We start from the raw sequence: 24,296 nt of genomic DNA on the forward strand, positions 1-24,296 counted from the left end.
CGATCTCCTTAGCCAATGACGTTATAAGTCAAGTTATTAACCTTATTTGAAAGGTTATTACATATTGTTTAACACGCTTCTTGTTGCTCTGTCGTGCGTTCACTTTGATGCATATCAATATGCTTATGATTATAATATATTAATCGCGCCCCAGCGCAATCCGCCCCGCTTTTACTGCGTTTCGGCGAACGCTTGGCTGTAAACCAATTCTAAATAAATCACCATTCATACCGGTTAGTGTCATCCTTACGCCGGCTTGTTTGGCTACTTCAGCGTGTGCTTTCATATGCTCAGGCTCACCGTGTGTCGGTATGACAATACGGGGTTTCACCCATTGGTACAGTTGTTTAAGCTCTTCTTGATTTGGATGGCCCGAGGCATGGAGTATGCGGTCACTTTGTTCGGCATGTACGACCTCTATTCGACGCGCTTTAAACTTATTCGTGAGGCGTTGAATATCAAGCTCATTACCTGGAATAATAATAGCGCTCATGATGACTTTGTCACCTTTGTCCAGCACTAAATGAGGATGGCTATCGTCGGCTAAACGACTGAGTGCTGCTCTAGATTCACCCTGGCAGCCTGTCACCACAACTAACACTTCTCGTGCTGGTAAATAACCGACATGCGTATGGTCAATGAGCTCAATATGCTCTGGCCATAATCCAAATTGGCGTGCCAAACCCACATTTCTCTCTAACGATCGTCCGAGCACTGCAAAATAGCGACCTGACGCTTCTGCCACCCGAGCTAACGTGATTAAACGCGCGATGTTACTGCTAAAGCAGCCGACAACAACGCGCCCCTGTGCTTCTTTCACCTCGGCTAACAGCCCGTCATGGCAATCCGCTTCAGAAGTCGACCATCCTGGTTTTAAGGCGTTGGTAGAATCACCTACAACGGCATCGATACCTGCTAATCCGAGCCGCTGAAATACGCCACTGTCAAAGCCCGCTGAGGTAATTGGTTGGGCATCGATTTTCCAGTCTCCGGTGTGTAAAACACGAGCAGCAGGCGTTTCTATCACCACACCAAATGGCTCAGGAAGTGAATGGGTAAAGCGTATCCACGTCACGCTAAATGGGCCAATTTGAACAGTTTCCCCCTCATTAACTTCAATAATGGAGACCAGTTCAGCAAATGCGGTATAGGCTAGTTTTCTGCGCAGAACAGCAGCTGTATAAGGTGTGGTATAAATCGGCTTTTGCCAACGCAGCCATAAGTCCTCTATAGCACCAATATGGTCTTCGTGGGCATGAGTAATAATGATCGCTTCGAGTTCGTCTTTATTATCTGTAATGAAGCGAGGGTCGGCACAGACAACTTCATGCTTGATACTGTCGGGTTTAGCAGGGTTAAGCGGTTCATCAAAGGAGACACCACAGTCGATCATCAACCAGCGACCCGCATGACCGTATAGGTTCATGTTCATGCCGATCTCGCCTGTCCCGCCAAGGGGTAGGAACCACATGTCGACTTCGCTTGGATACAACGTGAGTCTCCTCTAACTTACTGTGTAAGCGTTAGATATGCGAAACTAGTAACGTTGATGCTACTCCTTTTGGATTACTTTTACACCCTCATTCAGAGATTAAATCGTGCTGTGATGTCAATCAAATACAACACTACACTTGCTTAAACCAATCTTCGATCACATTCATGACGAGCCGCGTTTTAGCGGGGATACTCTCTCTAACAGGCAATACCGCATAAACACTATACTCAACCCCTGCCCAATCAGGTAGTAAGCGCACCAACTCACCACGTTCTAGCTGTGGCTTCACCTCGGGTTCGGGTAGCAATCCAAAGCCCACACCGTCACACGTCAATTGTACCGTTGTCTGCATATTGTCGACTTGGATGCGCGGCGCTGGCAAAGGCAAGTCATAGGTGTTTGAAAAATGCGCAATAAAGGTCTCATCTTGTAACCCATCAAGTCCACTGATTTGGCGTTTAGCAAGCGGGTGCGACGCAGCAGCACATGGTATCAAATGCCAATCTATAAGATGATGAGAGTACAATGACGAGTCGGGTAAGGGACCGATGCGAATCGCAAGATCAACGCCCGCAGTCACTAAATCAAGCGGTTCGTCGGTCATCGATAACTTAAACTGCATGTCCGGAAATTGTTCGGTTAACTGACGTAGAGGCTCACTCAATAAGCCGCCCCCAAATCCCACAGGAGCCATGATTTTCATCACGCCCGCCGGCGTTTGCGTAAGCTGCTCCATACGTTCTTGATTTTTCGCGGCAACTTGCAACACATCAAGGCACGACTGATAAAAGACTTCGCCGGCTTCGGTGAGCGTCATTACCCGCGTATTGCGATGAAAAAGCGCCAGCCCATTATCTTTTTCGAGCTTCCTAAGTTGCTGACTAACCGCCGATACGGTCATATGCAACTCACTCGCTGCCGCACTCATACTCTTTAACTCGACCGTTCGAGTAAACGCCTTCATCGACCGAATCATCTTCGGATTCATAGCTTAAGCACCTCTTAAATATGCTTACAAATAAACGAGATTGCACAAACCGTAATTATACGTATATTTGCAAATAAAAACTATTCTCATTTTTATATACGGAGAACATTGTGCATCTATCAAACACTCGCTGCATTAAACTGTCAATTATTGCGACTGCAATTAGCGCATTCACTTTATCAGCAAATGCCAACCCGCAACAGACAGATCACCGCGCAAACCATTCCCATAAACGTGAAAAGCCAATGGAAGTTTTAGTGGTTACCGCGTCCGGTGCCGACAAGACATTGCGCGATGCACCTGCATCAGTCAGTGTCATTTCGGGTGAAGTCCTATCACAGCGCTTTTACAAGGATCTGACCGATGCACTCACCGATGCGCCTGGCGTTATTGTAACCAATGGTGGAGACCGACAAGACATTAGCGTACGCGGAATGAGCAGTCAGTACACCTTGATATTAGTCGATGGACAGCGCCAAACGTCACGCGAAACACGACCGAATAGCGACGGCCCTGGAGTCGAAGGTGCGTGGACACCGCCCTTAGCAGCCATCGAACGTATCGAGATTATTCGCGGCCCAATGTCTTCGCTATATGGTTCGGATGCTATTGGTGGCGTCATTAATATTATAACGAAGAAAACGCCGCAAGAGTGGCGTAGCGAAGTACGTGTAGACTCCGTCGTACAAGAACGCAATGAATCTGGGAATAGCTACCAAGTCAATCTCTTTACCTCCGGCTCTCTCATAGAAGATACCCTCGGGCTGCAGGTATATGGCGGTTACACACGACGTTTTGAAGACGATATTGTTGATGGTTATCGCGCAAAGAAAACCGATCATGCCACCGTTAAACTCGCTTACACACCAACGGTCGACCACGAATGGCTTTTCGAAGCAGGCACCAACTCACAAACTTTAGACGCAACACTCGGTAAAACCGTTGAGCCCTTAGCCCCCGGTGAAAGCTGCGGGCGTCGCGGTTGCCCTGAGTCATCGACGACTAAGTATGACAATCAAAGTTACTCCATTGCTCACAACGGTCAATGGGGTCTTGTCGGCGCTCGAAGTTATCTAAAACGTGACGAGTACGACAACAATGCACGTCAGATGTACATCACCAATACCGATTTTCAGACCGTATGGAATGTGCCACTCACCGTTGAACAGCCAATTACACTCGGCGCCGCTTATCTAAAAGAAGAGTTAGAAGATCGCACCAGTAACCAAATCAGCAACCGCACACAAATCGATAGCTCTCAATGGTCAGTATTTGCTGAATCGACATGGCCTGTCGCAAAACATTTCGAGCTCACGACCGGTTTGCGCTACGACGATGATGAGTATTTTGGTGACCAATGGAGTCCCCGTGTCTACGGCGTCTACCACCTATCACGAGCAACCACGCTGAAAGGTGGCGTATCCACCGGCTTTCGAGCGCCTAACTTACGTCAAACAACAGAGGATTGGGGACAAGTCAGTCGAGGCGGAGATATTTATGGTAACCCCGACTTACAAGCAGAAACATCGGTTAACTACGAGCTCGGTCTATATACCCATTTTAGCCGAGGAATAAAGAGCTCTGTTACCGTTTTCTATAACCAATTCGACGATAAAATATCGCGCATTGCATGCCCCGTCACTCAATGTACCGGTGGCCCCAATCAGTTTGGCTCTATGCCCACAACGTACGTCAACGTTGATGAAGCGGTGACACAGGGTGTTGAAGCCACTTTTGATGCACGATTTAGCCGAGCTTGGAAACTGAGCGCGAACTACACCTTTACCGATTCTGAGCAAAAAACCGGTGAATATAAAGGCGAGCCACTCACACAATTACCCAAGCATTTGGTACAAACGTCGCTCAATTGGAAGCCTTCCGCGGCAATGAATACGTGGTTACGCGTTCATTATCGTGGCGAAGAGAGTCAACCCACGACTGGACCTTCGAGCGGTTCACTGATTGCCCCTTCATATACGCTGACCGATTTGGGCATCAACTACTTCCTCACACCCGATATTAAGGTCGGAGCCGGTATTTATAACCTATTCGATAAACAAATTGGTATGGAAGAATACGGCTATATTGAGGATGGACGCCGTCTTTGGGTCTCTCTCGGCTGGACTTTTTAACCGATGCGCGCTCGTCAATTTTGGAGTATTAAAAACTGGCATTGGGTCAGTTCCGCGATGTGTTTGGTCGGCATGCTGCTTTTTTCAGTGACAGGTATCACCCTCAACCATCCCACCGTGTTTGAGGGTGGTGCTGAGATCACTCAAATAGAGGCTGACGTTCCCTCCGCTATTATGGCGGGTTTAAATGCCGACCGACCTCTGAGTCAGGCGTTTCGTCAGTGGTATCAAAGCACCACAGGTAACCCATTACCTGAAACACTTAACATTCAATGGAGCGAGTTCGAAATGTACGTATCGTTACCACGTGCGGGGGGTGACCGTTGGTTTTCCGTCGACCGAGAGTTACATACCTTTTATCAAGAAACCACAGACCGTGGCTGGATTGCTTATCTCAACGATTTGCACAAAGGCCGCAACACTCACTTTTTATGGTCGCTGTTTATCGATGTCTTCGCACTGGCCGCCATTCTATTTTCAGTAACCGGCTTGTTGCTTTTGAAAAAGTACGCCAAGGGTCGTAAAACTACGTGGCCATTGGTTGCCGCCGGTGTGCTGATACCTATATTACTGTTGATTCCAAACCATAGCTCCGCCAATGAACTCAAGGTTGAGCTACCGCGCCTCGCAGTCTCTGAATATCACCCACCTTATCTCGCGGTGTGGCTGATGGACAGTGAGCGCAAGAAAGTCGCTGATGTCGCTATCTGGTATGACACTCAACTTGCTGACAAAGAAGGTGAAAAGTGGCTTAAAGATATGCGCTTATGGTGGCGCCGCAGCGGGCGCTTTTTAAGTATGCCCGTCGATGGGATCTCTGGCGCGACCCGACAACCGGGTTCACATCGAATTGACCTCAAGCCACTGACTCAGATTATCAGCCAACGGTCTCCACAATCTTACACCTTGTATATCGAGGCAGCGCGTGAACTCGGTGGACGCGAGGTACTGCAATTTAATTTCCAATGGCCATTAAACAAACCACTACAACACACCGAACAAGGCAACAACGAGCTCGGTAATGTAAAACTTACTCTGGAGCCTTAAAATGATTAAACATAAAACCACACAGCTATTGCTTATGGGCGTGTTACTAACCGCGAGCCTTTCGGTCAGCGCCCATCGCTTATGGATAAAACCGAACACGACCACAGTATCCGGTCAAGATGAATGGGTCACCTTTGATGCCGCTATCGCTAACGGTATTTTTAACCCTGATCACTTTGCGATGCCTTTAGACCGCCTGACGGCTTACAATCCAGACGGTCAGCCTATTACGTTGCAAAATCAAGCGAAACTAAAATACCGAAGTGTTTTTGACCTTCAGCTTACGCAACCGGGTACCTATGAAGTCAGTATGAATAGCCGTAGTCTGCAAGCAAGTTGGCAGGATGAACAAGGTAACCGTCAGCGTTGGCCGGGGCGTGGCGAAATAGGCACAATTGAGGGCTTTCAACAACATGTCCCTAAAAATGCAAAAGATTTAAAAGTCTTTGATAGTGCTCGTCGCGTTGAGGTATTTGTTACCGCAGGCGCGCCCAGTCAAGAGGTCATTATACCGAGTGGTAATGGGCTTGAGCTTAATGGCAAAACCCACCCCAATGATCTCTATACCGGGGAATCGGTATCACTGGGTTTCTTATTCGATGGCGAACCGGCTCAAGATGCACAGGTGACCCTTGTACGACAAGGCGAAAAATATCGTGACAATAGTGAGCCGATGCGCTTTACCACAAACGCGGAAGGCGTTTTTGAAGTGAGCTTCGATGCACCCGGCATGTACTTTATCGAAGTTGAATATAAAGACGATCGCGCAAAAGCGCCAGCGATGGTGAGATTAGGTAACTATTCAGCCGTCATCGAAGTACTGCCTCTATAACGTGTTCAGGGCGCGCCAGCGCCCTGATTATTTTACACCCTACGCTAAAAAATTCCTCGCCGAGGCAAATCCAAGCTGAGCTAACTTTGGTATCTTTTAGACGCGTTGTATCCAATCAACAGAGGAACTTTTATGTCGAATAATTCATACGTCCCACCCAAAGTATGGGAGTGGGAACCCGGTAACGGTGGTAAATTCGCTAACATTAACCGCCCGGTTTCTGGCGCAACTCATGAGCAGCCTCTGCCCAAAGGCGAACACGATCTGCAACTCTATTCCCTGGCAACACCCAATGGGCAAAAGGTAACTATCCTACTTGAAGAACTCCTTGAGGCCGGCGTTAAGGAAGCCGATTACGATGCCTATCTTATTAATATATTAGAGGGGGAGCAGTTCTCGAGCGGATTTGTTGACGTTAACCCAAACTCAAAAATACCTGCTTTGCTTGATAACAGTACCGAACCGGGTACAAGAGTGTTCGAGTCTGGCTCTATTCTGCTGTATCTTGCTGAAAAATTCGGTCACTTTCTGCCAACCACGCCGGCTGCACGTGCCGAATGTCTTAACTGGCTATTTTGGCAAATGGGCAGCGCGCCTTTGCTAGGCGGTGGCTTTGGTCATTTCTATGCTTATGCTGACGAGAAGTTAGAGTACCCAATCAACCGCTTTACCATGGAGATCAAACGTCAATTAGATGTGCTCGATAAGCAACTTGCCAATCATGAGTTTGTTGCAGGGGACGAATACAGCATTGCAGATATGGCCATATTTCCGTGGTACGGTGCGTTGGTTCGCAACGAAGTCTATGAGGCTGCTGAGTTTATTCAAGCGCACACCTATAAAAACGTGCAGCGCTGGGCAGAACAGCTATCACAACGCCCTGCAGTTAAACGCGGTCGTATGGTAAATAAAACCTGGGGCGAACCAGAAGAGCAGCTGCATGAACGCCACAGCGCTGAAGATTTTGAAACTAAAACACAAGATAAAATTGGCTAGAAAAGAAAAAGCCCCGAGTAAAAGCTCGGGGCAAAATATATCCAGGGAGTATAAATCTGTTATCTGGTGTTCACCAAAAAACGACTGCAATTATCAACACCTACGGTGACAACTTCGTTTCGGATTTATGACAATTTAATTAAATGCCACGCAAATCTAAAAAGAAGTGATTATCCGCAATAGACTCCCTTATCCTTTTTACTGCTGTTGCAACGCTTGTAAAACAGGTAGCTCAGTTCCATTTAAAACAAACTTGCCGTCCTTAAGCGTAACCTTTGTCACATAAGCGTCTTCTTGTTCTGTCAAGAAACCTTGTTGCATAAAGGTAGAGATAACCAAAGGTGCTTGCTGCTCAGCAATCTGCTGCATTTGTACAGGATCCTGCTGTGCCGGTGGCAACTGTGTCCGTAACTGCATAAGGATTTGCTTTTGCGCTAACCATAACGCAACAGGCTTTTCGATACGCATATTGGCTTCACTATTTACATGTGAGAACCAGAACGCTTGGTCATCAATCGGATCGGGCAATTGCTCGATATCAGCAAGCTGCATAAACATATCAGCGTTCATGTCGCCCTGTTCAAGGGAAGCGCTCAGCTGGTCGATCTTAAAGCTCGGATTGTCGTCGATAATTTTAGGTAGCTGCTGAATAAAAAATTCACTTTGTTGTTCGAGTAATTTAGCAGGGTCTGTTCCATCTTGCGCTGAAGCAAACTGTTGAAATGCTTCAAGCACACTGGTATCAAGATCATCCATCGACATATTGAATACGAGGTCATTTGCAGTAAACGACTCAGAGGAAACAGACTCAAGCCCCTGCTTAATTAAGATACTCGCCGTATTTTGCTCTTCATCAATAATTGAGGTACTGGTTAGCTGGTAGTTACTCAAAATCAAAGGTTGAATCATTTCAACATCTTCAAAAGAGACTTCTTTAATCGAGAAAGATGAGTCACCACCATAAACGCTTCCGGCCAAAAGGCTCGCTAATGACGCTTGCGCATCAACCTGTAAATTGAGGTCTGACATTTTAAACCGTGCTTGGTCACCAACAGCGAACGTCATATTCTTAAAGCCACCTGTATAAACCACTCGCTCTTGCTCAACGGTTCCGTGCCCTTCATAGCCAGAAAAGTTGAATGCTACACCGTCTGCGTTTTCGGCAGCAGTCAGTTCTGGCATCCAGTCATGATAATCAGCTCCGCCGAATAGCCCGACTGAGCCCGTCATTTGATAAATTGGTGTACCGTCTTCCCACTCAACGTATTCCTGTAAATCGTTGCCATCAAAGCTCAGTTTCCACGCCGCCAGACCAACACCTGGGCTGTATTGAGTCAACAACAAGCCATGCTGTGCCGAGAAATCGAGCTCTGCTTCAATGGTTTCTGGCAATTCATCATTGTCAGCAGCCATACTCGCTAGATCGATGGTTACACGCACCACCGCTGATGAAGTAAAGTAATCTTTTTCGTAACTAACAACTTCAGCAGCGTAAGCAGGTTGCGCATCGAGCGCAGCTACTTGCTTCTTAAAGTTCGTTTCTAGTGCGCTTCCTGTAAAGTATGGGCTCACAGCAAATGCGGCCGCAACGATAACGGCGCCACCCAAAAGTGCTTTTTTACTCATATTTGTCTCGCGTTTATTATCAGAAATTATTGTAATTATTTTGTTATCAGTGTATCGCATTCGCTAGCGCCGTGCATTAGGAAATATCTGAAAATTTCATGACTTTCACCATGACGTAGGAAATAAAACACGCGATAATGGCGGCTTTGTTTTATCAATTAAGCCAATCAGGTCGAAGCGCTATGGAAATCAAAGTTAATTTTTTAGAAAATCTCAAACTCGAAGCTAAGTTTGACGATTTCACCGTTATTGCCGATCAGCCTATTCGTTATAAAGGCGACGGCTCTGCGCCTAGCCCATTCGACTATTTTCTCGCATCATCAGCCTTGTGCGCGGCATACTTCATTCGCTTGTACTGTAATGCGCGCGATATTCCGACGGAGCATATTCGGTTATCGCAAAACAATATCGTCGATCCCGAAGACCGCTATAACCAGATCTTTAAAATTCAGGTCGAACTCCCAGAGGATATTTCGGACAAAGACCGCCAAGGTATTCTCAGAGCCGTCGAGCGCTGTACTGTCAAACGTGTGGTACAAACTGAACCTGATTTTCAGATTGAGGCCGTCGATAACCTCGACGACAGCGCTCAAGCACTCTTGATGGGGGCGCCTGACGGCGATCATACGACCTTTATTAAAGGCAAAGATTTACCCCTAGAGCAAACTATCGCCAACATGACTCAAATACTGGCTGACTTGGGCATGAAAATCGAGATCGCTTCTTGGCGTAATATCGTGCCTAACGTGTGGTCTCTGCATGTGCGTGATGCCGCATCACCGATGTGCTTTACCAACGGCAAAGGCGCGACTAAAGAAGCCGCCTTGTGCTCTGCGTTAGGTGAGTTCATCGAACGCCTCAACTGTAACTTCTTTTATAACGACCAGTACTTTGGTGAAGAGATTGCGCAAAGCGAGTTTGTCCATTATCCCAACGAACGTTGGTTTGAGCTCACCGAGGACGACAGCTTACCTAGCGGCATTTTAGACGACTATACACGTGCTATTTATGACCCTGAAAACGAGTTAGCTGGCTCGAATTTAATCGACACCAACTCCGGTAATATCGAACGCGGTATTTGTGCGCTACCGTTTAAGCGTCACTCGGATGGTGAAACGGTGTACTTCCCTTCTAACTTAATCGAAAACCTGTACTTAAGTAACGGCATGAGCGCCGGTAATACGCTTGACGAAGCGGTTGTCCAATGCCTATCTGAAATATTCGAACGCGCCGTCAAGCGCGAAATTATCGAAAATGAAATCGCATTGCCTGACGTACCGGACACCGTTCTTGAGCGCTTTCCCAAACTCGTAGAAGGCATCAAGGGACTAGAAGAGCAAGGCTATCCCGTATTAGTAAAAGACGCCTCGCTAGGCGGTCAATTTCCTGTAGCCTGTGTCACTCTGATGAACCCTCGCACCGGTGGTGTGTTTGCCTCGTTTGGTGCGCATCCCAGCTTAGAAGTTGCTCTTGAGCGCAGTCTCACCGAACTTTTACAAGGTCGCAGCTTTGAAGGATTAAACGACTTACCTGCGCCGACTTTTAACCAAATGGCTGTCACCGAGCCCAATAACTTTGTCGAACACTTTATCGACTCATCAGGTGTAGTGTCGTGGCGTTTCTTCAGCGCACGTTCAGAATATGAATTCGTCGATTGGGACTTTTCTGGCTCAAATCATGAGGAAGTGAATACCTTGTTTGGGATCCTTTCTGATTTAGGCAAAGAGGCCTATGTCGCCGTTTATGACGAACTGGGCGCACCGGCATGTCGTATTCTCGTGCCAGGTTATTCAGAAGTGTATCCCGTAGAAGACTTGATCTGGGATAACACCAACGTCGCACTGCAGTTCCGCGAAGATATTTTAAACCTTCACCGTCTCGGTGATGATGCCCTTGCCGATTTAGTCGAGCGTTTAGAGGAAAGCCAGCTTGATAACTACATGGACATCATCACGCTGATCGGTATTGAGTTTGATGAGAATACAGTGTGGGGTCAGCTCACGATCCTAGAGCTTAAATTGCTTATCTATCTTGCGTTAGGCGAACATGCGCTCGCTTTAGAGCATGTGGAAATGTTCCTACAATACAACGACAACACCGTTGAACGCGTCTTATTCTATCGCGCCGTGGAAGCCCTTCTTGAGGTGGAACTCGACGAAGAACTCGAGCGTAGCGACTTTATTTATAACTTCCGCCGCATGTTCGGCGATAAAACCATGGATGCAGTCGAAGGTTCCGTCGATGGAAGCGTGCGTTTTCATGGTTTGACACCCACCGACATGAATTTAACCGGGCTCGATCGTCACTTGCGCTTGATTGAAAGTTATAAAAAACTACATGCTGCTCGAGCGCGCGTTGCTACAACACGCTAGGTAGTCTCAACTGTCAACCGAGCCGGCTTCATTAAGCCGGCTTTTTTGTTGGTTGCAATTAAATGTTACATTTATTAGTCATTATTAATTTACATTCTAATATGACATGAGGTATAAATAACCCAAATCTGTCCAACAGGATGTTTATAATGAAAAGACTTTTAGCTTCTTCTGCACTTGCTTCGATGGTGCTTTTTTCTAACGCCGCGCTCGCACAAAATGCCGACGAAAAGCCTAATTATGATTTTATTGGCGCTGGCTACGCTCACGAGTCAAGTTATAACGATGGTTATCTTCTAGAATTCGAAAAGTCACTGACAGATCGATTTTTTATCAGTGCCGACTATCGCAGCTTGGAAAATGACGGCGAGGGCAATGTAGACTTGAACAACAAGCTACTTTTTGCTGACGTTGGCTATAAAGTATTCCAATACAACATGCTTGATGTATATGCCAAAGCCGGTGTGGCAAACTATAAATCTGAACTGACGATGCCGCAAAATAGTTTTGACAATGACGATACTGGTTGGCATGCAGCCATTGGTGCGCGCGCTCGTATAACCAGTTGGTTCGAAGTCGATTTCAATATCGGTATGGCCGACGTATTCGACAACACACAGGATACCATGCGCATAACAACACGTTTCTACGCAACCGATAGACTCTCGGTGGCTCTTCAAGCTGACTCATTCGACGCTTTCGACACCCTTGGTCTGTCTGTGCGCTACTCATTTTAAGTAGCACACTGTCGGGCTCAGTCAATCTCACTGAGCCCTAATTTGCCTCATAGTATACCCATTCTTCCGTGATTTCTGACTTCAAAGTCATCCTACTCGAGTTGTACCTTTTTCCTTAATTACCAAAATTAACCTGTCAATTATCACAACAGTCGTCAGGTCATGAAGAATCAACTTAATCAATCTCTTATTGCTTGCATTTTTAGCGTGTCTTTAACCGCGTGTGTCAGTACCAACCCCAGTTTAGGCGGCAGTTCTGGAAACAACATTACGGGAGCTGCCGGCGGAGCGCAAAGTCAGGGCGAGAACAAAGCGTTGGAACGCTGCGAGGCACCGCTGGGAACACTATCTATTTACGAAGATACAAACGAAAATTGGTGGTATGACTATCGCCGCATGTATCCCAAGCTGGGCACAACCGTACCGCTCATACGTGTCATGATTCAACAGTCAAACTGCTTCGTTATCGTTGAACGAGGTAAAGCAATGCAAGCACTCCAGACCGAGCGCGCCCTCATGGAAAGCGGCGAACTACGCCAGCAAAGTAACTTTGGCAAAGGTCAACTGGTTGCCGCAGACTACACGGTCAGCCCCTCCATTCAATTCTCCGAGAGTGGGACACAAAATGTAGGTGGCTTATTGGGCGGTTGGGTTGGCGTAGTTGCCGGAGGGCTCTCGAGTAATGAAGCAGCGACCACATTGCTGCTGGTTGATAACCGCTCTGGTGTACAAGTATCGGCGGCGGCGGGTAACGCCAAGAATTGGGACTTCAGTGCCTTTGGTGGCGTTTTCTCAGGCTTGCTTGCAGGTGTTGGTGGCTATACGGATACACCTGAGGGAAAGGTTATTTCAGCCGCATTCATGGACTCCTATAACAATATGGTCAAGGCATTAAAAAACTACCGTGCACAAAATGTTGCGGGAGGCCTCGGTCGTGGCGGCGCACTGGGTGTAAACGACTAATATTGTTGATAACAGCGGCTTGTTCATCAAGTCGCTGTTATGACTGCACAACGGATCGTCTGCGACTCGACTCGATGCTCAGTACCGTGACAGAACTTAATATCAGTGCAACGCCAAACACTTGAACCCAAGCTAACACTTCGCCCAAAAATAAAACACCAAATAACGAGGCCGTAATGGGCTCGGCCATCGCTAAAATCGAAGCGCTGCCCGGCGCAGTATAGTTAAGGCCGACAACATAACAAATGAACGAGACTCCGCCTCCCAAAATCCCAATAGCTAATAATAGCGATAAAGACAGTGGCGAAGCGACCTGCCTAATCTCAGCAAAGTCGATCAGCAGCGCCAAAACCAAAGATAGTACAGCAAAAGCAACCGTCAGTACCGCCTGCGGGCTACCATGAGGAGTGGCATATTTGAAGCCAAAGACAAACACAGTGTAAGACGCACCGGATAATAACCCCATGATCACGGCTACCCCACTCACCTTTTCCATATTGAGTGCGTAAGCTTCGGTCAGCAACACAATCCCCACAACGACAAATAAGACAGCTAATCCTTTAGACCAAGAGGGTGTTTCGAGTCCGAGCAGGAAAGAAATTAAGAAGATAAACACCGGTGCACAATACATTAGTGTTGCAGCCACCGTGACACTTCCCTCAGCAATACTCATGAAGTAAAACGAGAAGTTACCAGCGACACCCAACCCGGCAACAGTCGACCAAAACCAGAACGAACGATTTAAACGCCCGATGTCACGCCGCGCAAAAATCAACCAAACGCCGACAAAAGCAAAGCCGAATGTGCCACGACATAGCGCGACCGTCGTTGCACTCCAGCCCTCCTTGAGCAATATGGCCCCCATGCCGCCTGAAATCCCCCAACACATCGCAGCAAACCCAACCAACAGCGTACTACGTGCGACCCACTTGCCTGGAAAGGCCAACCGCATAGGTGCATGTAGACGAAATCCCATAACTCGCCTCCTATCAACGAAGTGGCGTGGATATTTAGGATGCCATAGGCGATTGGCGGTGAGCAAATGGGCCAAGTAACGGCGTGACGGATTAGATCTCACATAGCCATAAACACAAGAACTGACTTATAGATAAATGGTGGCCCCTCGCAGATTTGAACTGCGGACCAACCGATTATGAGTCGGGTGCTCTAACCACTGAGCTAAGGGGCCATTTTAGAAGAGAGTTGCTTAGAAAGCGGCGCAAATTATACGAACTTTTTGCTAGCTTGTCATCGGTATCTTTAAGATAAATCGAGAGATTTCGCCGTTTGATTGAAATTCAATCGACCCCTTCAAGCTGCTGACAAGATCTTTAACTAGACGTAATCCATCACCGTATTGCTCCGGTATAACATCGTCAAACCTAAATAGGTTTTGTTCGACATTACGCTTCACACTAGGGTTTTCGTCGACCATTTCTAGAATCATGTGGTCATCCTGCTTAGCCGCGCGAATAAATATTTCCCCTTCTTGTGGCCCGAATTTCAACGAGTGAAGAATAAGAATATCGAGTGTAAAGCGCAGCAGGAGCGGGTTTGTACTTATCGTGATATCACCATCGCACACCGCCGCTATGGTCTGCCTATCGTTCGCGTGTCGTTGTTGATGAAAATCGGCTAAAGTCCGCGTCCAACGGTTCATATGAACTTCTGCGACAGGCCCCTGCTTTTTATGGCGCACATCAATCTGCGCAAGTGCTTGGCAAAGATACTCAGCCGCGTCGAGTTCGCGCTGTAGTTTCTCAAATTGGAGCGTCGATGTATCCGTCACAACCGCAGTGACATCGCGTTGTAATTGCTCAATACGACCGCGGAGCTCTTCAGCGAATGCCAGCGCTGCGCGTCCAACAACTGACAGCTCGTTGATTTGCCCTAGCTTAGCTTCGAGTGAGTTGATTGCTCGTTCGGCATTATGTCGCTTTTGACGTGCCTGATATAGCAGCAACAGAAATGGCTGGACGTCATTGATAACCGTTGTAGTGGGAACAGGCGCAGTTTCATCGTTCAGCTGCTCAGTTAACTTCTCACGCTCTGTCAGCCAACCTTTCTCAAAGTTCCGGTTGAGCACCAACAGCATCGTTCCCAGCACGGCAAGCACACCAAAGATGCCAAACGACAACCAAACCAAAGTGTTAGGTAGCAATGAAGTACGCTTCATTAACCAAGCGGCTAAACCACGATGAGTGTTAATGGGACACGCGACGGTAATCACTGCTGCGTCTTCGGACTGTCGCACAGACGTCAATGTATTCGATTCATCAACCGCTTGCCGGGACAGTGCGCTGAGTAGAGCCATTTCGGATTGTGGTACATCCGTTTTAATACTAGAGCCGACATAAGTAGGAAAGGCATAACCAAAGAACTCACTGGCTACGTGCCAGTAACCGCCTTCAACACCCTGTATTTTGCCGGTCTCGCGGTACATGACCTGTTGTAGTAAGTCGGGGTTATTGACTTGATAGTGGGGCTCTGCGCCCGAAGGATAGAGTTGCGTGACCTCAGTGATCACGTGGTCACAACTGGCGGTTAAACCTTCCGAAGAACGATTAATCAGCTGCGCCGGCGAATACCAAAATGTTAGGCCAATACCGAAAATAGCGATGGCGATGATAATCATCGCCATCAATCGATTCTGGTTACTTATTGAGGAGAGCGAATACACGCGCCACCTTATCTAAAAATTAAAACACCTTAGGGTAGTTTATAGAACTCTTTGGCGTTTTGATAGAATACTTTATCGGTTGCTTCAGAATCATCAAGTGCTTCGACAATGGTATCGATATCACTTGGCTCAAACCCGCGGTTACTGCGCGTCCCTGGCAAGTCTGTACCAAACATGAGGCAGTCTGGGTTAGTCTTATACAGAGTCTTGATAGCTTCAGTAATGTTCACTTCCGTGCGTCCGAAACCGCTTGCTTTAATATTAACACCGCCTTCAGCTAACCGGCGCACTTGAGATAAGCCTGATTTCGCCATTCCCAAATGATCGACGCTCAACTTTGGCAGTTTCAATAAAGTTGGCACCATGTCATCGAGCTCACGGCTATCGACATAAATTTCTAAATGCCACCCGGCTAAATCCCAGATACGACGACCGAATTCAACGATACCTTCAATGTCACGGTGAACGCCGCGCTTTAAGTTGACGCGAACGCCGCGAATCCGGTGTTCGTTGAGTTGCTGAATTTTTTCATCGCTGACACTACCCGGTAATTGGGTAATACCCACATAATTATCACCCAGGTTTCCGAGCGCGGCTTTCAAATAACGCTGCTCGAATCCCTGAAAGGAACCTGAAACAATGACGCCGCCCTCAACAGGCATACCCGTTACAAGGCGGTTATAGTCGTCAATGTAAAAAGGCTTTGGGATGTGACCTTGGTTTTCAATCAACGGAAACGCTTCATCATAAATATGAAGATGCGAGTCTATAATCCGTTTTGGCCAATGTTCACGATTAATTCCCATACTGCCTCCTTTCTTAGTAACAGAGTCACTCAAATCGAGCCTGAGTGATTACATACGGTTACTCATCCAAAAACGATTTAAGTTGCTCTGAACGGCTTGGATGACGCAACTTACGCAATGCCTTTGCTTCAATCTGACGTATACGCTCACGCGTTACATCAAATTGTTTGCCCACTTCTTCCAATGTGTGGTCGGTATTCATATCAATGCCGAAACGCATACGCAATACTTTTGCCTCACGCGCGGTCAAGCCACCAAGTACATCGCGTACTGAGTTACGCAAGCTCTCTGAGGTCGCTGAGTCAATCGGCAAATCAAGGGTATTATCCTCAATAAAGTCGCCCAAGTGCGAATCTTCATCATCACCAATTGGGGTTTCCATCGAGATTGGCTCTTTCGCAATCTTAAGAACCTTACGAATTTTATCTTCTGGCATCGCCATGCGTTCAGCGAGCTCTTCTGGTAAAGGCTCACGCCCCATCTCTTGCAACATCTGACGCGAGATACGATTAAGCTTATTAATCGTCTCAATCATGTGCACTGGAATACGAATCGTACGCGCTTGGTCGGCAATCGAACGTGTAATCGCCTGACGTATCCACCAGGTAGCGTAAGTCGAAAACTTGTAGCCACGACGGTACTCAAATTTATCAACCGCCTTCATCAAACCGATGTTACCCTCTTGAATTAAATCAAGGAATTGTAGACCGCGGTTCGTGTATTTCTTGGCAATCGAGATAACCAAGCGAAGGTTCGCCTCAACCATTTCTTTCTTGGCTCGACGTGCCTTTGCCTCACCAATCGACATGCGGCGATTAATGTCTTTAACTTTGGCAATGGTAAGACCGGTTTCCTTTTCGATCTCATTTAATTTGGTCACGCAACGTTCAATTTCAACGCGTGCTTCTTGCAATGTTGATGCGTAGTCAACACCGGCAGAAATCTGTTCGTCGACCCAAGCTAAGCTGTTTTCATTGCCCGCAAATGCTTTCATGAAAGCACGCTTAGGCATACCGGCTTGCTCGACGGCCGCTTTCATGACGAGGCGTTCCTGTACACGAACACGCTGCATCATAGCGCGCATATCTTGCACCAAACGATCAAACTGTTTAGGTACTAAACGGAACTGCTTGAACAGGTCACTGAGCTTATCAATTTCGACGCGCGCACTCGGATGTTCACGACCGTGTTTGGTAATTGCCTGACGTGTCGCATCATACTGCTCACGCAATTCAGTGAACTTTTGACGTGCGAATTCAGGATCGATACCGCTATCGTTTTCATCTTCATCGTCGTCGTCATCTTCATCGTCGTCCTCATCTTCAAGCTCTTCATTAGAAAGCTCGGAACCCACGTGGGTTGCACTGACGGGCGCTTCATCAACCTCATCGGGATCAATAAAGCCAACAATGATTTCTGTCAGACGTAACTCTTCAGCTTCGTAAGAATCCCATTGCTCTAGCAAGAAATTAATTGCTTCGGGGTACTCAGCAACAGAACATTGAACTTGGTTGATGCCTTCTTCGATACGCTTAGCGATGTCGATCTCGCCCTCACGCGTTAAAAGCTCGACAGTACCCATTTCACGCATGTACATGCGCACAGGGTCAGTGGTACGGCCTATCTCGCCATCCACAGTAGCAAGTGCTTGTGCAGCCTCTTCCGCTGCGTCCTCGTCCGCCGCACTTTCGGACATCATCAAATCATCTGCATCAGGCGCACTTTCAAAGACACGGATACCCATGTCATTTATCATGCGAATGATGTCTTCTATTTGATCGGAATCAACGATTTCCTGCGGTAAGTGGTCGTTCACTTCCGCAAACGTAAGAAAACCTTGCTCTTTGCCTTTTGCAATGAGAACTTTTAACTGTGATTGCCGATTCTGCTGCATACAGAGATTCCACCTGTCACTTTCTACGAGAGTACCCAAAATGACCTTAAACTATAGCATAATGGCTAATTTTAAGCTACCAAAACGCTGATTATAGCCGAGTCAGTTACGTGTTCTTAAATGCTTCACCAGCATTAAATATTCTTGCTTTTCCGCTTTATTCAAGGGCGACTGCTGCCCCTTTTTGAGGAGTTCATCGGCTCTTTGTTCAACATACTGGTCAATTAAATAAACAAAGATATCCTTAAACTCCTGCTCCATATTATGTTCATCAAGACCATGCTGCCAAACGGCTAGTTTCTCTAACGCCTTTTGATAGGGCGTGTCGCGCCAATGCTCTAACACCTGCGCAGTGGTCATATCGCGTTCGTTACACTGTTGATGCAATGCCATAAATAAATCCATGCCTGGCAGTTTTAGCTCACCCAGCTCAGTTTTAACTGGCACTGCCTTTGCGAGCTGCGGATACTGGACGATCAATGCAACCGCACGCCGCAAAGGCGTCATTTTTATCGCTTCAGGTTTCGCCTTACGTTGTTGTGGTGTGTCAACGTAGCGTTCCAATTGCGATGTTTCTCGCCTCAGCAATTGCGCCAGCTTTTGCATCAGTGACTCGCGATAAAAATCACTGGCAATGCGTTCAATGCGCGGCTTTGCTTCGCTCAGTAAAGCCGAGCGACCTGACTCCGTGTTCACATCCACATCTTCAGCGAGGTGTTCAAAGAAGTAATCGACAAACGATTTAGCCTTTTTCAAATAACGCTCAAAGCCCTCTTTTCCATCCCGCTGAACAACTGAGTCGGGGTCGTCACCCTCCGGTAAAAATAAGAAACTCAGGTCAATGCCATCTTTTAATAGCGGCAATGCATTTTCTAGTGCCCGCCAAGCCGCATCGCGCCCTGCTCGGTCACCGTCATAACAGCACACCACTCTATTTGATGTACGGAACAAACGCTGTAATTGTTCAGTGGTGGTCGCGGTTCCGAGTGACGCAACCGCATAGTCGATCCCAGCTTGCGCGAGTGCAACAACATCCATGTAACCTTCAACAATACAAATTTGTTCAGGTCGACGTAGCTGCTGCTGCATATTCCAAAAGCCGTAAAGCTCTTGTCCTTTATGGAACAGCCGTGTCTCAGGCGAATTAAGGTATTTCGGGCCATCGCTATCAATGACACGCCCACCAAAACCAACAACGCGACCTCGCCGATCATGAATAGGGAACATCACACGATCGCGGAAAAAATCAAATTTTCGTCCTTGATCATTAACATTCACTAATTTGAGATCGATTAATTGTTGTCTTGCGCGCGACTGGCTACCGAGCGCACTTAGAAGACCATCCCAAGCATCGGGGGCGTAGCCAATTTGAAAGCGTTTGACGATATCGCCCGATAGACCACGCTGCTTTAAGTAATTAATCACTTTTTCTGAATTAGCGTGGTGCTTCAATTGGTGCTGAAAAAAACGCGTAGTTTGAGCCATCAGCTCCGTATCGTTTTTCAGTTGTGCCTGTTGTTGATGCTGCTTCTGCGGGTCTTGACCTTCTTCTCGAGGCACTTGCACCCCCAGACTTGACGCTAACTCTTCGATTGCATCTGGAAAGTTTAAACCATCAAACTCCATGATGAAGTCAATCGCGTTACCGTGCGCACCGCAACCAAAACAGTGATAGAACTGCTTGTCAGCACTGACTGTAAACGAAGGTGTTTTTTCATTATGAAAGGGGCAACAGGCCTGATGGTTCTTACCTGCTTTTTTCAGAGGTACACGGCTATCCACTACTTCGACGATATCAGCTCGTTCAAGTAGGTCGTGGATGAAGCTTTTCGGAATGAGTCCTGCCATGCCCTCAACTTATCTTTTATCTTCGTCTACAAACACGAAAGCCGCGTCTCGTAGGACACGGCTTCCAACACGTAACTTAACGAATTAAGTTTAAGTGCAAGCTGCGAAAAGTGAATATCGCTGTCTGCTACTCGTGTATCTTAGTACAAACGAGTGCGACGCGCGTTTTCGCGAGCCAATTTCTTGGCATGACGCTTAACTGCTGCAGCTTTTTTGCGCTTACGTTCTGCTGTTGGTTTTTCATAATGTTCGCGACGACGAACTTCAGACAGAACACCTGCTTTTTCACAAGAGCGCTTAAAGCGACGCAGTGCTACGTCAAACGGCTCGTTTTCTTTCACTTTAACGACTGGCATTAAAACATCACCTCGGAAAAAATTATCTATGTTGTTTAAAAAATAACCGCTAGGGTTCAATTGGTGGTGAATTGTACCGAGTGAAACTAAACTTGTAAAGTGTTATTCGAACACGATTCATGGGAATGATCATTTTTGATCACACGATCGATCGCGTTACGATGAGTTGCTAAGCGCAGTAGGATGGATTCACACTCCGCTGAACTGAGCTCACATTTGATACCAACATGCCATACGTTGGGGCGATGCTCTTTTAACAATCGGATACGGCCACTCAATTCAAAATCATGGGTGTCGTCGTCACTTAAGTGTAACTTAACATCGCGATCCTGAAGGTCACTCATTAAACTGGGTAACTGTTGGTGCGTTTCAAAACCAACGCCACCTCGTCCAATATCAACGACCTTTCCATGGATATAAGGGAAGTAGTTCGCTACCTGCAATTGGGCTGGATGGTCAGTAACTATACGTGGAGAGTGGCGTAGAGGTCGCACAACACCTTGTTCGGGATAACTAACGAATAATAGCTTTTCAGGAAAATGGCTAGCATGAATGAGGCGAACACGCGCTGCTATCATTTCACCCTGATCAGAAACCAGTTTGAGACGTAGGCTTTCACACTCTTTAACGGCGGGTAGTACCGTCTCCCATCGAGCTTGATGACCCAAGCCTAAAATGAGGTAATGGGGGTATCGTTGTCCCAACAGCGTAACCGAAAATGCGAACGGTTCGCCCGCAAGCGTGCCGCTGATTTCAACGCTCTGCTTATAGCTGGGCACAATTCTATGACTTATAGTATCTAACATAATAATTTTCGTTTTTATTGTTATGCAGTCAGCATAGCTAAAAGTGAGCAATTGTTAAGCTAAACGTGCATTTAATTTTTCTGACGTCAATTAACGCCAATAGACTATAACACACGTCAAGTAACCGTCTCTGATTGCCCGGCTTGTATTTCTGTCTGTACACTCAAAACAGGTAACCCCAAATAGATTAAGGACTTTTGATTTGGACGAAGCCTCGACCAATAATAAAAACGGACTACAATTCCCGTACTCAATTCCGGAGCGTTTCCGCTGCCGCGACTTTTTGGGTAGCGGCGGGAGTGGTGTCGTTTTTAAAGCTTGGGACGAGTTGCTTCAGCGCATGGTCGCGATTAAGTTCATCAAAAATCCGACTTTTCTGTCGCGACAACGACTCGTTGCCGAGGCTCGCGCACTTGCAAAACTTAATCACCCTTCCTTATGTGGCGTTTATGACGTCGGTGAGCCATCTGAAGATCATTCATCACTCTATATGGTCATGGAGCTCATCGAGGGGCCACGTGTTACCGAACTGGCAGGTCAACTGAGTATCAACGACGCGGTCAAGCTGGTGGTGCAGTTGGCTGAGGGCGTAAGTCACATGCACAACGAAGGCCTGATTCATAATGATATTAACCCGACCAATGTTATTGTTAAATATGATTCTAGCGACGAATCTATACCTACGTTAATTGACTTAAGCATTGCTGGCCGTGCTTCATCTAACCGTCATAAAGGCTTTGGGGTAAGCCCTCTGTTTTCTGCGCCCGAACAACGCGATAACGGGACCGAACCGGGCCGTTCAAAAGCTGTTGATATATACGGACTCGGTGCCCTATTATTTTTTCTTGTAACGGGACAGGCGCCATCGGACGAGCCGCACAGACAATTAAAGCATTACGCTGATCGGTGTCCTCGTCGGCTGCGTGGTATTATTATTAATTGTTTGCACCGTGACCCAAACGATCGCACTAGTAGCGCCCAGTTACTCGTACAGCAGTTAACCGATTACCGGTTCCGGCGTTTTCCATGGCTAGTGCCTGGCGCCATTACGCTACTTGCTTCAGCCGTCATGACGACAATTGCGATCGGCGTCATTCATTTCCATTTTGCCGACAATGCCTCATCAAAAAGCATCGAAGAGCTCGAAGTCGGTAGCAAAATAGAACAAGCGCTCGCCCATAGCCATTATGCGCGTGAACTTATAAAAAATAATCAGTTAGAGCGTGCAAAACAGCAATCACTGGTCGCACTAAACTACTTTAAAAGCTCTTTTAAAGAACAGCAGCACAGTACGTCGGTTGCAGCCGAAATGACAGAGCTATTGGTCGCTATTAAGCCATTGCTGAGTCGCTCCGAAATGATGGCATTGTTGCTTGAAACGACGACTTACTTAGAGAGCGAAGTGCCTGAAGAAAGAACGGCGAAGTATCATTTGGCGTTAGCTAGACTCTATCACCAGCTGACCTTGTTACATCAAGAGAAATCCGCAGAAGCTGAAATGTGGGAGCGTGAGGCATTGCGAGCCGCTACTAACGCACTCGCAATGAAGCCCGACTCAAAAGAGGTGCGGGCATTTGTCGACAAGCTATACGATCAGTCTAACACTGGAACTGATTGACCACGCGCAGCGTAAAACGCAGCGACATACTCATCAAACGTACCGGCATCAAGTGCGTCACGCATGTCTTGCATTACGCGTTGGTAAAAATGCAAGTTATGGATCGTATTAAGACGTGCACCTAGCATTTCATTGGTGCGGTCTAAATGATGGAGGTACGCCCGAGAGTAGTTTTTACAGGTGTAGCAGTCACACTGCTCATCAAGTGGCGAGGTATCATTGCGATGAACCGCATTACGGATTTTAATCACACCGTTAGAAACAAACAGGTGGCCATTGCGCGCGTTTCGGGTCGGCATCACACAATCAAACATATCAATACCGCGACGTACTGACTCAACCAAATCTTCTGGTTTACCAACGCCCATTAAATAGCGCGGCTTGTGCTCAGGCATCTGCGGTGCAGTGTGCTCAAGAATGCGCATCATATCTTCTTTAGGCTCACCGACGGAAAGACCGCCGACCGCATAACCATCAAAACCGATATCCGTGAGTCCTTCCAACGAAATATCACGTAATTCTTCGTACATTCCGCCTTGGATAATACCAAATAACGCAGCATCATTGCCTTCATGCGCATCTTTCGAACGTTGAGCCCAACGCAAAGACAGCTCCATTGATTTACGCGCCTCTGCTTGAGTGGCTGGATAAGGCGTACACTCGTCAAAGATCATGACAATATCAGAGCCCAACTCGCGCTGAACTTGCATGGATTTTTCCGGCGTTAGCAAGATTTTCTCGCCGTTGATGGGCGAACGGAAAGTCACACCCTCTTCATCGATTTTGCGCAATTCACCTAAACTAAAGACCTGAAAGCCACCGGAGTCCGTTAAAATGGGCTTATCCCAGTTCATAAAATCGTGGAGGTCACCATGCTGCTGAATCACTGATGTACCTGGGCGGAGCATCAAGTGGAACGTGTTACCCAAGCAAATCTGCGCACCGGTCGCCTCGACTTCCTCAGGCGTCATACCTTTAATGGTGCCTAATGTGCCGACGGGCATAAATGCCGGCGTCTCAACCGTGCCGCGCTCAAATACCATGCGTCCACGTCGCGCTCGGCCGTGCGTTGTATCTAATTCAAATTTCATCATTACTAC

Annotated in this window: 19 protein-coding genes and 1 tRNA gene; 8 read left to right on the forward strand and 12 right to left on the reverse strand. The window is 47.2% G+C overall.

The annotated features are described in order from the left end of the window. Positions 1–139 precede the first annotated feature (139 nt). A complete protein-coding gene (locus BFR57_RS11875) occupies positions 140–1,432 on the reverse strand; it encodes a ribonuclease J (protein WP_083405136.1) in 1,293 nt (430 codons plus the stop codon). A gap of 193 nt (positions 1,433–1,625) precedes the next feature. Beyond that, positions 1,626–2,483 (reverse strand): LysR family transcriptional regulator, encoded by an 858-nt coding sequence (locus BFR57_RS11880; RefSeq protein ID WP_071464196.1) that lies wholly within the window; start codon positions 2,481–2,483, stop codon positions 1,626–1,628. Positions 2,484–2,644: 161 nt separating this feature from the next. Between BFR57_RS11880 and BFR57_RS11885 the strand changes: the two genes are divergently transcribed. The 4 genes from BFR57_RS11885 to yghU all read left to right on the forward strand — a co-directional run bounded on the left by BFR57_RS11885 (position 2,645) and on the right by yghU (position 7,490). After that, positions 2,645–4,615, forward strand: a complete 1,971-nt coding sequence (locus tag BFR57_RS11885) for a ligand-gated channel protein (RefSeq protein WP_290439332.1) — start codon at positions 2,645–2,647, stop codon at positions 4,613–4,615. 3 nt (positions 4,616–4,618) lie between these two features. After that, the gene (locus BFR57_RS11890) at positions 4,619–5,662 is read left to right on the forward strand and encodes a PepSY-associated TM helix domain-containing protein (protein ID WP_071464197.1); all 1,044 of its coding nucleotides are present in this window, start codon (positions 4,619–4,621) and stop codon (positions 5,660–5,662) included. Between the two features lies 1 nt (position 5,663). Beyond that, the gene (locus BFR57_RS11895) at positions 5,664–6,494 is read left to right on the forward strand and encodes a DUF4198 domain-containing protein (protein WP_071464198.1); all 831 of its coding nucleotides are present in this window, start codon (positions 5,664–5,666) and stop codon (positions 6,492–6,494) included. 132 nt (positions 6,495–6,626) lie between these two features. Continuing rightward, complete coding sequence (gene yghU / locus BFR57_RS11900) at positions 6,627–7,490, forward strand: glutathione-dependent disulfide-bond oxidoreductase (RefSeq protein ID WP_071464199.1); 864 nt, start codon at positions 6,627–6,629, stop codon at positions 7,488–7,490. Positions 7,491–7,688: 198 nt separating this feature from the next. On the opposite strand, the gene BFR57_RS11905 is transcribed toward yghU, so the two are convergent. Further along, positions 7,689–9,116, reverse strand: a complete 1,428-nt coding sequence (locus tag BFR57_RS11905; protein WP_071464200.1) for a DUF945 family protein — start codon at positions 9,114–9,116, stop codon at positions 7,689–7,691. Between the two features lie 182 nt (positions 9,117–9,298). On the opposite strand from BFR57_RS11905, the gene BFR57_RS11910 reads away from it, so the two are divergent. From BFR57_RS11910 to BFR57_RS11920, 3 genes are all read left to right on the forward strand, one after another. After that, a complete protein-coding gene (locus BFR57_RS11910; protein WP_071464285.1) occupies positions 9,299–11,488 on the forward strand; it encodes an OsmC domain/YcaO domain-containing protein in 2,190 nt (729 codons plus the stop codon). Between the two features lie 149 nt (positions 11,489–11,637). After that, complete coding sequence (locus tag BFR57_RS11915; RefSeq protein WP_071464201.1) at positions 11,638–12,225, forward strand: porin family protein; 588 nt, start codon at positions 11,638–11,640, stop codon at positions 12,223–12,225. A 162-nt stretch (positions 12,226–12,387) separates the two neighbouring features. Next, positions 12,388–13,188 (forward strand): CsgG/HfaB family protein, encoded by an 801-nt coding sequence (locus BFR57_RS11920; protein WP_071464202.1) that lies wholly within the window; start codon positions 12,388–12,390, stop codon positions 13,186–13,188. Between the two features lie 37 nt (positions 13,189–13,225). On the opposite strand, the gene BFR57_RS11925 is transcribed toward BFR57_RS11920, so the two are convergent. The 8 genes from BFR57_RS11925 to BFR57_RS11960 form a co-directional block, all read right to left on the reverse strand. After that, positions 13,226–14,164: a DMT family transporter gene (locus tag BFR57_RS11925; protein ID WP_083405140.1), complete on the reverse strand. Its 939-nt coding sequence runs from the start codon at positions 14,162–14,164 to the stop codon at positions 13,226–13,228. Between the two features lie 137 nt (positions 14,165–14,301). Beyond that, positions 14,302–14,377, reverse strand: a tRNA-Ile gene (locus BFR57_RS11930). A 51-nt stretch (positions 14,378–14,428) separates the two neighbouring features. After that, entirely contained in the window at positions 14,429–15,829 is a 1,401-nt protein-coding gene (locus BFR57_RS11935) for an ATP-binding protein (protein ID WP_071464203.1), read from the reverse strand. 68 nt (positions 15,830–15,897) lie between these two features. Further along, a complete protein-coding gene (locus BFR57_RS11940; RefSeq protein ID WP_071464204.1) occupies positions 15,898–16,674 on the reverse strand; it encodes an amidohydrolase in 777 nt (258 codons plus the stop codon). A 58-nt stretch (positions 16,675–16,732) separates the two neighbouring features. Next, positions 16,733–18,568, reverse strand: coding sequence for an RNA polymerase sigma factor RpoD (gene rpoD / locus BFR57_RS11945; RefSeq protein WP_071464205.1), 1,836 nt, complete (start codon positions 18,566–18,568; stop codon positions 16,733–16,735). A gap of 102 nt (positions 18,569–18,670) precedes the next feature. Continuing rightward, on the reverse strand, positions 18,671–20,416 hold the full coding sequence (dnaG, locus tag BFR57_RS11950) for a DNA primase (protein ID WP_071464206.1): 1,746 nt from the start codon (positions 20,414–20,416) through the stop codon (positions 18,671–18,673). Positions 20,417–20,556: 140 nt separating this feature from the next. After that, the gene (rpsU, locus tag BFR57_RS11955) at positions 20,557–20,772 is read right to left on the reverse strand and encodes a 30S ribosomal protein S21 (RefSeq protein WP_006954239.1); all 216 of its coding nucleotides are present in this window, start codon (positions 20,770–20,772) and stop codon (positions 20,557–20,559) included. An 86-nt stretch (positions 20,773–20,858) separates the two neighbouring features. Further along, on the reverse strand, positions 20,859–21,578 hold the full coding sequence (locus BFR57_RS11960; RefSeq protein ID WP_071464207.1) for a PilZ domain-containing protein: 720 nt from the start codon (positions 21,576–21,578) through the stop codon (positions 20,859–20,861). 202 nt (positions 21,579–21,780) lie between these two features. Here BFR57_RS11960 and BFR57_RS11965 point away from each other — a divergent pair, with 202 nt between their 5' ends. Beyond that, positions 21,781–23,196 (forward strand): serine/threonine-protein kinase, encoded by a 1,416-nt coding sequence (locus BFR57_RS11965; RefSeq protein ID WP_071464208.1) that lies wholly within the window; start codon positions 21,781–21,783, stop codon positions 23,194–23,196. Here BFR57_RS11965 and tgt read toward each other — a convergent pair. After that, on the reverse strand, positions 23,172–24,287 hold the full coding sequence (gene tgt, locus BFR57_RS11970; RefSeq protein WP_071464287.1) for a tRNA guanosine(34) transglycosylase Tgt: 1,116 nt from the start codon (positions 24,285–24,287) through the stop codon (positions 23,172–23,174). The two genes, BFR57_RS11965 and tgt, sit on opposite strands and share 25 nt — an antisense overlap. Between the last annotated feature and the right edge of the window lie 9 nt (positions 24,288–24,296).

This window comes from Idiomarina sp. MD25a, assembly GCF_001870515.1.
Lineage (GTDB): Bacteria > Pseudomonadota > Gammaproteobacteria > Enterobacterales > Alteromonadaceae > Idiomarina.